We start from the raw sequence: 12,661 nt of genomic DNA, 5'->3' as shown, positions 1-12,661 counted from the left end.
GTCTGAGACGGCGGCTGCTCTCGAGCGGCTTATCGAGATCCGTGGCAGGAACCTGCCCCTCGTGCAACAGGAAGTTGCTCGCTGGCAGGCGATCGACGACCATTTGGACGAGCTGCAGAACGCTGTAACCGAGCTCAAGGCGTATGCCTACCTGGAGAGCGAGGCGGCACACGAGCTGGCCGTACCCCGGCTGGCCGAGCTCCGCCTCCGAATCGCGCAGATCATCGAGACATACCGGGTGCTCGGCGCCCGCTTCGCGCGTGGCACGATCAACATCGGCGTGAGCGGTGCAGCACGCATGGGCAAGAGCACGCTGCTGCAGGCGATCTCCGGTCTCGGCGACGACCAGATTCCCGCCGGAGACGGGATTCCCGTAACCGCGGTGCGGAGCAGGATTTTCCACTCCACGGTGCGGCGAGCGGAACTGCGGATGCACACGCCTGACTCGTTCCTGTCCGAGGTGATCGCGCCCCATCACGCAGAGGCCGCGATCCCGCAGGTGCCCCGGACCATCGAGGAGTTCCGTTCGTGGCGCTACCCGCCCGCCGACGAGGAGAGCGACAGCGAGATCCGGTCGGTGCTCGTCCGGCTGCGCGAATGCCAGACTTCCCTGCCGTCCTATGAGGATCTGCTGACCGGCGGCACCCGCGACGTCGAGTTCAGCGAGCTGCGGCAGTACGTCGCCTACCCGACGTCGGAGGAGCAGGAGCGACACGGTGGGCGTGTCGCCCGCCCCTATCTCGCGGTCCGCGAGGCGCGCATCGATTGCCCGTTCCCCCACGAGGATGTCGCCAACCTCGCGGTGATCGACCTGCCCGGCCTCGGCGACCTGTCTCCGGACGCGGAAGGCCGGCACGTCGACGGCCTGCGGAACGAGGTCGATGCCGTGCTGCTGGTGAAACGCGCTGCGGAGACCTCCTCGTTCTGGGGGAAAGCGGACGTCAAGGCGATGAAGCTGCTCGACACAGTGCGCGGCTTCATCCGGAGCGAAGGCGAGTTCGCCTTCATCGTGGTCAACCGCAACGACCTGCGCCCGAAGCTGGATGAGGACCTGCGCGGCGACATACTGCGCAACGTCAACGGAGGGCGGGACGGCCGTCACGTCACCGTCTTCGAAACCGATGTCCGTGACCGACTGCGGGTGCGGGCGGAGGTCCTCGGCCCGTTGCTGCGGCGCCTGGCGACCGGCCTGCCGAAGATGGACGCCGAGGGACTGGCATGGGCCGGCGAGCAGGCACGCGCCGTCAGCAGCGGGATCAGCGCGGCGCTGCGTGACCTCAGCGGACTGCTCAAGACCGTGCGTGATCCCAACGGCGTTCCCGAGGAGGTGCTTGAGGCCAAGGCCGATCACCTGCGCAGCGCGCTGGCCCGCAGGCTGAGCAGGCTGGTCGGGGAACTGACGGCCGGGCTCTACGACGACGCGCCGGACGAGAGTTTCATCACGGCGGTCGAGACCGCCTACGAGGACGTGCTCAAGTGGGCCGCCGACGGTTTCGGCCTCGGCACGGACGAGTGGCGGCACCGCGCCCTCGACGTGTTGATCACCGAGCGGAACGCCGCCGCGTTCGCCGGCCCGGAGCTCAACCGCATCCGGCTGGAGATAAGCAAGCGGTTCGGCGCGCTGGACGACTTCTTCAGCGCAAAGCTCAGCGACATGTGGGACAGGGTGGCGGCGATTTTCCGGGAGCATTGTGGGGCACTTCTCGGCGACGGTGACGGCAAGGAGTCGCTGGAACATCTGACGAAGGCCTTCTCGGAGTCGGCCCAGCCTTGCCCGACGCTCGCACGGAGCGTCGACGCACTTCTCGACGTGCGGCTGGAGTATCGGACCCTGCTCTACCCAAGGGTGCGAGCCGACCTCGGCGGGCTGAACCTGCAGGTGCGGCATCCGCAGGCGGGGGAGCAGATCCAGCAGATCGCCGTCGAGTTGACGGAGGAGGGCGCGGAGGACCTGTATCGCATCATCAGCGGACTGGCCGAGCAGGCGGCCTACCGGACGCGGAAGTCGCTGCTCGGGGAGCGCGTCACCCCGTCCGTCGTCATCCAGGCGGTGGTGGAGCAGTTCGAGGATGCGCTGATCAGATCCGGGGCGTCGGTCCAGGAATTCCGGCGCTTCGTGCGGTCGTACCGGAACGAGTTGTGGCCCGACGAGTTCCGCGGAATCGATGAGGCCAACGCCCGGTATGCCCGGGTCACCCGGGCGATCGCCGCGATCGACAAGGAACTCCAGGGAGCAGCGTGAGCGAGTCGGAATTCACTTACAAGATCGGATTACTGGCGCCGAGCCGGGTGGGGAAGACGACGCTGATCGCGAGCCTGCTGCACGAGGGGCAGCGGCTGCTGGTCAACTCGCAGGTGAGCATGAGCGCGGCCGACTCTCCGACCGCCAAGCGGATCACCCTCACCGAGGGCGTGATCCGCGGCGCGCTCCGCAGCAAGGACTTCGAACCGGAGCGCGTGCCGAGCACCAGCGACCCCAGCTACTTCAGGCTCAGGCTCAAGCCGCGCACCACGGAGACGCCGATTCTCTTCGAGATCCTCGACTACCCCGGCGGGTGGCTCGAGGACAGCGGCGGCGAGCGCAACGCCGCCGCTTGGGAAGCCTGCCAGACGTTCCTGTCCGACAGCACCGTGCTCCTGATTCCCATTGACTCGGTGCTTCTTATGGAGGCGGAGGACCGGTATGAACGGGTCCTGCCGAGCCAGCTCGCCATCCCCCAGATGGAACAGCTCGTGCGCATCTGGGCCAAGGACCGTCGTCACAACTCCCACGAGCCGGCGCTCGTGGTGTTCTGTCCGGTCAAGTGCGAGAGCTACCTGTGCGACAACGGCGGCACCCAGGACCTGGGCGCCGAGTTGCGACGGCGCGTCAGCCGCGAGTACGCGGGCGTCGCCCAGGTCGTCCGGGAGGAGGCACAGCACGCCGTCCTGCGTTACCTGCCCATCGACACGTTCGGTTGCGTGGAACTCAAGTCCGTCAAGTGGGCAGAGGACGCCGGTGCCCTCGGTGGCTACAAGTGCCTGCCCCGGTATCGCGTCCGCGGCGACGGGATCATCAGCCGGATGGGACTGGACGACCTGATGATGCTGCTGTGCAGGCAGCTCGTCACCGCCGCTCAGTCGCACAGCGAGTTGACAGCCCAGATGAACCGCGTCAGGTCAGAGCACCTCCGGCAGTACGCCGAGCTCCGAGAGGGCTTCTTCCGAGACCTCTGGCTCAGCTGGAGCGGTCGGCGTGCCGAGCGCGTCCGGCGAGCCGATGCGAGTGAGGAGGAGTACCGCATGAGCGTGGCGCAGAGCGCGAGCCTGTTCGAGGTGCTGTCCGCCCTTTCTGCGCGTCCGGAGGGGCCTCGCCTGACCTACCTGACCTGACTCGTGAGGACAATGATGAGGATCTATCTGCGGACCCGCGGCGAACTGCGTCATCTCGACTACCACTTCCTGGGAGCGGCGCCGTCTCGTGCCTGGTGGCGTGAGTTCGGCGACGTCAACGCCTTTGAGCGCCCCTGCGTGCTCGCCGTCGGCGATGGCGCCGACTGGCGGCTCTACCTGGGCGGGATCCCCTCCGGCCGCGTCGACAGCGTGGGCACCATGATCGTTTACAGTTTGGTGGTCGAAGGCGATGCCCGTTCCGCGTCGGAGGATCGGGACTCGGTCCTTCGGTTGGTCGCCACCTGGGTTTCCGCCATCGCCGGCAGGCCCGGAGCCGAAGCGCTCACGGCGGCCCTGGATGAGGCGTTCCCCCGCGAGGACGTGGAGAAATGGCTGACGGAGAAGGGGGAGGCGGCCCAGGACGTGGAGCGGGAGGTCGCAGGCCGGGTACTTGAGGTCAGCGGGAAATTACCGGAAGCGTCAATGATCGCGCGGCTCCCTGAGGGTCTTCCCGCTCGCTGGATCGGCGGCGTGCGGTGTCCTGGGGCGGCGGAAGGCTACCTCGACCGAATCCGCCGCATCCTCGACGGCGAGCCGGGCGAGGCGCACGTGCTCAACATGGTCGCGGAGGGGGAGGACGTCGTCGGGTTGCAGTCCCCGCGGCTCGCCGTCCTCATAGAGGGCTCCGGCATAGGCGACGCGACCGCCCCCATCCGGTCCCTCACGTTCCGCGACCCGGGAGGGGAGCGGCGAACGGACGACCCAAAAGATCTGTCGGGGACGATCAGGCAGCAGGTGGTCAGGGTGGCCGCTGTCGTGATTGCCGCAGGTCTGCTGGCATGGGTGATCTATCGGCTGATAAGAACGGGCGCGCCTGCCGACGACTGAGCGCACTCGACGCGGACGTCACGGTGGAGTTCGCCGACCGCGACACCATCCGGCTGAGGGCCGAATGGCACCTCTTCCCGGATGGGGGATCGTCAAGGCTGCACGCCTGCCTGTGGGCTGAGGATGCTCCCGAACGAACCGGCCGGCTCGACCTGACGGTCATCGGCTCGGAATCGCGGCTGCCCGGTGCCTCCAGGTATCGGATCGAGGAACTGGTCCTCGTTTACGGCAGCCGCTCTGTCCTGGTGGGCCCGGGCAAACACGTTCCGTACCCCCGCTTCAACGGGAAATCTGTTCGGTCCTACATCCAGAAGATCGAGAAGCGGATGCAACAGCATTTGGATCGCCCCAAGGGATGAGGTGAAGCCTTGCCACGGAGAACTCCGGGAGCCGGGTGAACATGGTCGGCTTCCGGCACCTGTTCCGCATGCAGAAACGCCTGCAGAATCTCGAGGTTCAGCGTGTCGCCGCCCTGGGGCGAAACGACTGGAAGGAGTTTGAGAGTAGTGCCGCAGGACTGGAGGAGTTGATCCGTGATCCGGGGTTCAAGGCGATGCCGGTGCGGCAGCTCATCGGCGGCCTGAACGTGATCGCGGAGTCTCGGCGGATTCTCTTCGTCGTGCACGGCAGAGCGGATGACCTCGACAAGGCCATCACTTTGTGGCGCGAGGCTCTCGACATCTCCACGAAACTGCGGAGGACGGACTATCAGGCGAACTTCCACAACAATCTCGGTCTGGCGCTCGACACTCTTTTCGGAGTCACCGGGGAACGGAGGTTCTTCGAGGAGTCCGTCCGCCATGCCGAGCGTGCTGTGGAGATCACCTCGCCCGGTTCTCCGGATATGCCACGCCATGCATCCACTCTTGCTCTTCGGTACCAGACCCGATATCGGCTCACGGGCGATCTTGCGGATATCGAGGAGTCCGTGAAGCTGCTGGAGAGCGCGCTGCGTCAGGAGAGGAAACGCGAGGGCAGCGCCAAGATACGGCACAACCTGTCGATGTGTCTGATGGACCGCTTCCGGCACAGTGAGGATCCGTTGGATCTGGAGCGGTCGTACGACCTGATCGAGCAGGCGCTGCGGGACACGGAGCGAAATGATCCCGAGTACGTCGACACCTTGAACGTCTTAGCAGGGCGGCTGGAGACGCTCGCATCGGTGACCGGCGACCGTGCCCTGCTGGAGAGGGCGCTCGCCCACTATCGCGAGGTGATCGAGTGGTTCGCCGGCAATCCCGGGAAACGGCTGGGCGTCGAGCGCAACCTGGCTACCTGTCTCATGGCCACGTATCACCTCACCGGCGATGCCGGGCAGCTCCAGGACGCCCTCTTCCTCATGAAAGAGGTCGTGGCGGGGACCGGGGAGGAGCATCCGAAGTACTCGGGGAGGTGCGCCGATCTCGGCCGGATCCATTACGAGCGCCACCTCGTCACCGCAGACGAGGGCGACTGGTTGGAAGCGGTACGCGCGTTCGGGAACTCCTGCCGGACCGGTTTGATCGCCGACCCCGCGATGGCTCTGCAGGCGGGCCGGGGCTGGGGTGACGCCGCTTTGGCGAAGGAGCGCTGGGCCGAGGCCGACGTCGCGTACGACTATGCGGTAAAGGCGGTCGACGCACTGTGGCGCGCGCAAATCAGCCCGTCCTACCGGGAATCCTGGCTGGCCAGGGCCGTCGGTCTGCACGCCCGCTCCGCGTACGCCGCCGCCCGTGCCGGTGACCTCCGGAAAGCCGCCGCTCGGTTGGAGCACGGACGCGCCTTCGCCCTCTCGGAGAAGATGGCCCTGGTCGAGGTGGAGCTGGACCGGCTCGAAACGCTGGGACACGGCGAACTCCGACACCGCTTCCTGATCGCTCGCAACCGCCTGTTCGGCGCCGCCGGCTCCGACGCCGGACACCTGCGCGAACTGCGTGACGAACTCATGGACGTGGCCGCCCAGATCGCCGACGTGGACGGCTTCCAGGACTTCCTCCAGCCGCCCACCTTCGAGGGCACCATCGCCCCGATCGCCCGCGCCGATCCCGGCAGGGTGCTCGTCTACCTGGGCGCCACTCACGTGGGAGGTCTAGCGGTGATCATCGCCGCCGACGGCGAGCCGTTCGTGATCTGGCTGGACTCCCTCACGGAAGAACAGGTGGAGGGCGTCTACCGCGACTTCTCCCGGGCCAACGGCAGGCGGCTGGTCGACAGGGCAGGCTGGGACCACACCTTGGAAACCGTCACGAGCCGATTGGGAGCGATGGTCATGGGACCAGTGGTGAAGGCGCTGACGACCGTGGCGAGTCACTGGGAACGGGCACCCGAGGTGATGCTCGTGCCGCAGGGCCTCCTGAGTTCGCTGCCGCTTCACGCCGCGCTCGTGGAAGACCGGGAAGGCCCCGCGCAGGGCGTGGGAGGCGGGCACACCGGCCACGTGCTGGACCACGTCAGCGGCTTCAGCTATGCCCCCAACGCCAGGTCCCTACGCCGCGCGGAGTGGTCGGAGCCGCCCTCGGCGACGGCCCTCGCGGCGTACAACACCTGCGACGGACTCACGTTCTCCCCGGCCGAAGCGCACCTTGTCGCACAGCGACTGCCGGAGCACTGCACGGTGGCGGCCGACCCCGGCAGGACAGAGGTGCTCACGCGCCTGCGGTCGGATCGCGTCGTCCATCTCGCCGTCCACGGGCGGAGCGATCCGTACCGCCCTGTCGACAGCCACCTTCTCCTTGCCACAGGCCCGCTGTCCCTCAAGGAGATCCTGGAGGTCGACGGCTCCACACGCTGCGAACTCGCGGTCCTGTCGGCCTGTGAGACGGGGGTGCCGGGGGAGAGACTCCCGGACGAGGCGGTCAGCCTCGCGGTAGGCCTGCTGCACATCGGCGTGTCGGGTGTCGTGTCCTCGCAGTGGGCCGTCTCGGACTCGGCGGCGCTGCTTCTCATGGCGAAGCTGTACGAACTGTTCACCGTGGCGGAACTGCCCATGGCGCGAGCACTTCGCCGCGCGCAGATATGGCTACGCGACGCGTCCTGCGACGACCTCGCCACGCTTCTCGACGAAATCGGCGCCCGCCTGCCGACGGCCGAGGCTGCTGCGTTTCGAGAGGCCGCGCGAGAGGTCCGTTGGAACTGGAGCGACAACCGGCCGTACAACGGTCTGCGGCACTGGGCCGCTTTCACCTTCACCGGAATCCACGGAACTCGGGAGCACGCCTGTGAATGAACAACTAACCCGCCCTGAGGCCGTCATGCAGGCCGTCCAGCTCCTGTTCGGTCAGATGAGCGAGGAACTGGACCAGACCGAGTCGGCCGAATTGCAGAGCGAGTTGATCGCCGCACGCGCTGCGAAGAACCCTGAGGAACGCGCGGCGGCAGCCTGGCGAATACTCGACATCGTCGAAGGACATCCCCGATTGCGGGGACTGCTGCGCGCCGAGTTGCTACGTCAGCGTGAGCGCATGGCCGACCCGGGCCCCCCGCATCTCCTTGTCGATGCCGTACTGGAGGAGATCCGGCAGTCGGAGGAGGACCGGCCGGACTCTTCTCAGCGGCGGCACGACTGGCTGGCGCAGGTCCTTGGTGACGCCTTCGTGCTCGACCCGTTGGACGGCGGCAGCGACGAGAGGACCGTCACCCTGCGGCCTGGCGGCCTGGGCGGCGGGACAAGCAGGAAACTGGCCAACTTCCGGATCGTGCCCGACAGGCTTGTCAACGTGGTGATGGGCGCGGTCATGACCGCAGTCACCGGCCCCAATCCGCTCACAGTCGCCTTCGCCGTGTGGTCGGTCGTGCATCTGCTGTACGGATCGGTGCGGCGCGAACTCGGAGAGGACCAGGCCACCGTGCTCTGGGGGCTACTCGTCGCCTTGGCCGCGGGCAGCACGACAGATGCCGCGACGGTGATCAAAGTGGTGAACAAGGAAAGACGGCGTTCCGGACTGGAACCGTTGCCGCCGATCCGGGTCCGCGGTCTGCTGCATGAGCTGGCGGACAACCGGGTCATCCGACAGAACGGGGAACGCATCGAGCTCAAGGAGCACATCGTGGTGCGCTGTGATCGAGCCCCCGGCTGGACGACAGCCGACCGGATTCTCGAATGACCCCGTGAAGGTGCGGTGCAGGGCGCTAACGCGACGTGCGCACCCCGGGAGGACATGACGCGTCGTCCAGAGACCGCTAGGCGAGGCGGCACCACCTCGTTGTCTTGGCAGCATGTTCGACGGCCTGGACGAGCGGGGGACCTGTACGTCGGAGACGAGCCGTCTCCAGGTGGAACGCCGTGTCGACGGCTTGGCCCCGTCCCCATCGGCGATTACCCATGCAGTGGAATCGCAGGCGCCTGCCTCACTCGGCGTCGAAGCCGGCGAGTTCCTCGACCGCCGTGTCCAATGACCTGTCGACCCCCTGGTCGACCAACTTCCGGTACGCCGGGTCGCCGGCCGCCGCGAGACGCCGGATGCCGTCCGCGGAGGCGCCGACGCGCCGGCGGACGGTTTCGACGAACCGGCCGGCCGGGCCGTCCCAGCCGTACGCGCTGAGGAACAGCCGCAGCCGCCGGGGCCGGTCGGCGAACGCGGTGAACCCATCCGCGGCCACGACGTGGCGGGCGTGGAGCGGCACCCAGGAGAAGGCGGTGAAGGCGAGGTCCCACTCCCGGGTGACCGGACCGGCGAAGTCCCAGTCGAAGAAGCCGGTGAGGCGCCCGCCGGCCCACGCGGCGTTGTACGGCGCCGCGTCGTTGTGGCCGACGACCAGGCCGGGCCGCCAGGTCCCTCCCTCGCGCCAGACCGCGTCCGGCGGGGGGACGAAGTCCGCCACCGCGGCGTGGAAGTCACGCAGCCAGCCGGCCACCTGACGGAGCGCGTCGTCACCGTGCACCCACGCGGGCCACGGCCGCGCGGTCCCGACCACCTCTCCCGGCAGGTACGAGAGGACCTCCCGGCCCTGCTCGTCGAACCCCAGGGCACGCGGGGCCCTGTCGAAGCCGGCCTCCTCCAGATGCCGGAGCAGCGCGTGTACGGCAGGCGTCCACGGACCGGGGACACGGCGTACCGTGTCACCGACCCGGACCGCGCCATTCGTGTTCCCGCCGGGAAGACGCCGCTCCTCGCTCATGCGTCCGACGCCTGCCGGGGCAGGGCAGGTACGTCAGGCTTGGCGACGTCGATGCGGGTGCAGAGGGTCATGAGCTCGTTCTCGGCAGGCGGCTTCCGGACCGTCGAACCGCGCAGGGGGATGCGCGCCGCGACACCCTATCGGTCGAGCAGGGTGGTGAGGAAGTCCTGCGTCCGGGCGTCGACGGAGCAGACGACCGTGCCGATCATGCCGCGGGTGAGCAGCACCTTGTAGGTGTTGCGGATCAGCCGGTCGGCCTGCTCGTCCGTCACGGTCTTCTTCTTCAGCGCCGGGTCCTCGCTGGCCGTGCGTACGGTGACCAGGCGGCCGTCCCGGTAGACGAGGTCGGGGCCGAAGATGACGCCGTTCCAGTCGTACTCGAAGCCCTGGGCGGTGTAGACGCAGCCGACCTGCTCGAAGCCACCCGGCAGGGTGGCCCACAGCGCGCTCGGAGGAGCGTCGCCGACGGCGCGGTCGCCCTTGACGTTCCACGGCTTGGACCAGCCGTCGACCCGCACGTCGGGCACCAGGCGGTCGCCGTCGGGGTCGCTCCACCGCCAGCAGTAACCCGCCGTCATCCGGGCCGAGTAACCGTCGTTCAGCTTTCCCCGCAGCAGCCCCTCCAGATCGTACGGCGAGTCGGCGAGGGTGACCTCGAAGTTCGGGTCGCCGGTCCACGGCTCGGGATCCTCGCCGTTGAGGCCGAGCAGCCGCAGCACCCACTCCTCGTACGCGCGGCTGCCGCCGCAGCGGAACTGGGCGTCGAGATCCACCTGCTGCACGGACAGGCCGCGGGCCTGCGCGTGCGCCCTGATGTCGGCGACGGTCCCGGTCTCGCCCGGCCGCACCACCTGGTGTTCGTCGAGGAGGAAGACGGGGACGCGGGCGGCGCTTATCAGCTCGTCGAGCTGGGACCGGCCGGTCCGCTGGTCGGCCCTGGTGAAGCGGTTGGCCGACGTCTCGCGGATCCGGTGCGCCTCGTCGCAGATCAGCACGTCGAGGTCGTTGGGCGTGGCGGTCATGAAGTTGTTGAAGTATTTGAACATCGCCTTCGTGCGCGTGGATCCCCGGGCGACGTGGCGGCGCATGGTCTCGGTGAAGGACCGCGATCCGGTGGCGTGGTGTGCGGCATAGCCGCGTTCGGCGAGCTCGCCGAGCAGGGACAGGGCGATGACGCTCTTGCCCGACCCGGGCCCGCCGGTGACGATGACGACTTCCTTGGAGTCGGACGCCCTGGCCTTCTCCACCGCGTGCAGCACGATCTCGTACGCCAGGCGCTGCTGGTCGAGCAGGACGAACTGGTCCCGGTGCTTGATCTCGGCCGCGGCCACCTTCAGCAGTTGCTTGGACGGCCGGATCGCCGACGCCAGCAGCCGGTCTGCGGCGCGCGCACCGGGCGCGGGTGCGAACTGCGCCCGCAGGTAGTCGAGGAACCGGCCACGACGGCTCTGGCTGAACAGGCGGGTCCGCTCGTCCTCCACGCGGTCGTAGAGGTCGTGGATGTCCAGGTCGTTCGCGTTGTGCAGATAGGCGACGCCGCGCACGGCGTGACGGCGGTGCTCCAGGGCGCCGACGAAGTCGGCGAGGTAGTCGCAGTAGCCGTGCACCTGCACGACCGGGTGAAGCTTGGGGCGGTCGCCCATGCCGGGGACGAGTACGAGGTCGGCGTCGTCCTCGTACAGCTCGGCGCGGCTCCACTGCTTGAGCTCCACGACGACGTACGCGTCGTCGCCGGTGTGCCGGTCGACGCCGGCGAGGATCACGTCGGCCCGCTTGCTGGTGAGCGGTAACTGGTACTCCAGCAGCATCTCGACGCCGCCGAGCCCGGCGTCGACGAGGTCGCGGGCGAGGACGGGCAGGCTGCGGTCCCACGACCTCCGCTCGCCCCGGCCGGGATTGAGGCCCTGGGTGATGCGAAGCTGTTCGGCGATCACCTCGCTGAGCAGCCTTTCCGGCACCGACGCGAGCTGAAGCAGACCTTCCGCGGAATGCCGGACGACGGCCACGGACTTACCCCCAGGCAGCACGAAAGACTCGTGCGGTATGGGGGCATGTCCGTTCCCGGGTGAGAGAACGGAAGCCCGTCGGGCCGCATCACCAGTACGCGCGGAAGATTACACCGTTCCATGCGACAAGATCAGGTGATGCGTGCGTCTGATGCCGTTCGGGGCGGATCGGGTGGCAAGCAGGGCTCAGCAGCCGGGGTATTCGGCGTGGTCGAGGCGGCCGCCGGTGAACTGGGTGGTGAAGTCGTCGGCGAGCTCGACGATGGTGTCCCTGCCCTCCAGCCGCGACACCCAGCGCTCGGGAAGGGCGGTGTCGCCGTACACGGTGCCGAGGATGTTGCCGCAGAGGGAGCCGGTGGAGTCGCTGTCGCCGGAGTGGTTGACCGCCAGCAGCAGGGCCCGCTCGATGTCGTCGCCGCTCACCAGCGCGCAGTAGACCGCGATGGCGAGGGCCTCCTCGGCCACCCACCCGCCGCCGAGCGTCTCCACCGCCTCGGGCGCCGGCTCCGCCGCATCGGCCAGGGCGACCGCCGCCTCGATCGCGGCGGTGGTCTCCTCGTGCGCGGGCTGCTCGGCGAGCAGGCCGAGCGTGTCCCGTACGGCCGCAGGCAGCGGCGCGCCCTGGGCCAGGAGGCGGATCAGCGCGGCGAAGGCGCCGGCCGCGAGATAACCGGTGGGGTGCCCGTGCGTGATCTGGGCGCAGCCGGCCGCGAGCGTGAAGGCGGCCCGGGGATCGCGTACGGCCAGCCCGAAGGGGGCGGAGCGCATGACGGTGCCGCAGCCCTTCGAGCCGGGGTTGACCGGACCGGGCATGCCGGGGGCGGCGAGTGAACCGAGGCCGGCGCGCAGCCCGGACACGCAGGCGTTGCCGGGGGCGCGGCGGGAGTAGAGCCAGGTCTGCTCGCGGAGCCGGCCGGTGCGGACGAGGCCGTCGGCGGGCGGCGGCTGGCGGTGCTCCTGGGTGTCGAGCCAGCGCAGGTAGGCGTGGCGCACCACGTGCACCTCACCGCCGCCGATGCCCTTCTCCCTGACGCGTACGTCGGCGCGGATCAGCCCTTCGACCGTGAACAGCGTCATCTGCGTGTCGTCGGTGACCAGGCCGGTCCTGCCGCTCCAGTCGGGCGCGGGGTCGGTCAGCCCCGCCTCGCCGTGGTCGCGGCGGATGGCGGCGATCGAGTCGAACTCCACGGGCGCGCCGAGGGCGTCGCCGACGGCCCCGCCGAGCAGGCAGCCGCGCACCCGTGCCCCGAACGGGACGTCACCCGTTTCGGCATTGCTCACGATGATCCCCTTTCCTG

General features: G+C 68.7%; 9 protein-coding genes. 6 read left to right on the top strand and 3 right to left on the bottom strand.

Annotated features, from left to right (window positions below; translation table 11 throughout):
• The first annotated feature begins 61 nt into the window (after window positions 1–61).
• The 6 genes from FLV34_RS25370 to FLV34_RS25345 are packed head-to-tail and all read left to right on the top strand — an operon-like array spanning window position 62 to window position 8,342.
• Window positions 62–2,242 (top strand): hypothetical protein, encoded by a 2,181-nt coding sequence (locus FLV34_RS25370; RefSeq protein WP_147944273.1) that lies wholly within the window; start codon window positions 62–64, stop codon window positions 2,240–2,242.
• On the top strand, window positions 2,239–3,372 hold the full coding sequence (locus FLV34_RS25365) for a hypothetical protein (RefSeq protein WP_147944272.1): 1,134 nt from the start codon (window positions 2,239–2,241) through the stop codon (window positions 3,370–3,372). The genes FLV34_RS25370 and FLV34_RS25365 overlap by 4 nt, the downstream gene beginning before the upstream one ends.
• A 15-nt stretch (window positions 3,373–3,387) precedes the next feature.
• The gene (locus FLV34_RS25360) at window positions 3,388–4,260 is read left to right on the top strand and encodes a hypothetical protein (RefSeq protein ID WP_147944271.1); all 873 of its coding nucleotides are present in this window, start codon (window positions 3,388–3,390) and stop codon (window positions 4,258–4,260) included.
• Window positions 4,212–4,619 (top strand): hypothetical protein, encoded by a 408-nt coding sequence (locus FLV34_RS25355; protein WP_147944270.1) that lies wholly within the window; start codon window positions 4,212–4,214, stop codon window positions 4,617–4,619. Before FLV34_RS25360 ends, FLV34_RS25355 begins: the two co-directional genes overlap by 49 nt.
• Window positions 4,620–4,660: 41 nt before the next feature.
• Window positions 4,661–7,465 (top strand): CHAT domain-containing protein, encoded by a 2,805-nt coding sequence (locus FLV34_RS25350; RefSeq protein WP_261985899.1) that lies wholly within the window; start codon window positions 4,661–4,663, stop codon window positions 7,463–7,465.
• A 25-nt stretch (window positions 7,466–7,490) separates the two neighbouring features.
• Entirely contained in the window at window positions 7,491–8,342 is an 852-nt protein-coding gene (locus FLV34_RS25345) for a hypothetical protein (protein WP_147944268.1), read from the top strand.
• A gap of 244 nt (window positions 8,343–8,586) precedes the next feature.
• Here FLV34_RS25345 and FLV34_RS25340 read toward each other — a convergent pair whose 3' ends face one another.
• From FLV34_RS25340 to FLV34_RS25330, 3 genes are all read right to left on the bottom strand, one after another.
• On the bottom strand, window positions 8,587–9,357 hold the full coding sequence (locus tag FLV34_RS25340) for a phosphotransferase (RefSeq protein WP_142649658.1): 771 nt from the start codon (window positions 9,355–9,357) through the stop codon (window positions 8,587–8,589).
• Between the two features lie 137 nt (window positions 9,358–9,494).
• Window positions 9,495–11,315 carry a DUF2075 domain-containing protein gene (locus FLV34_RS25335; protein WP_260617387.1) on the bottom strand — a complete coding sequence of 607 codons (1,821 nt, stop codon included), beginning with the start codon at window positions 11,313–11,315 and terminating at the stop codon, window positions 9,495–9,497.
• 234 nt (window positions 11,316–11,549) lie between these two features.
• Window positions 11,550–12,644, bottom strand: coding sequence for an ADP-ribosylglycohydrolase family protein (locus tag FLV34_RS25330; RefSeq protein WP_222709618.1), 1,095 nt, complete (start codon window positions 12,642–12,644; stop codon window positions 11,550–11,552).
• Window positions 12,645–12,661 lie beyond the last annotated feature (17 nt).

Origin of the sequence: Microbispora sp. CSR-4, from assembly GCF_008033685.1 — a bacterium.
GTDB lineage: Bacteria > Actinomycetota > Actinomycetes > Streptosporangiales > Streptosporangiaceae > Microbispora.
The sequence above is the reverse complement of the archived record's forward strand: the minus strand, read 5'-3'. Positions and strand labels throughout refer to the sequence as shown.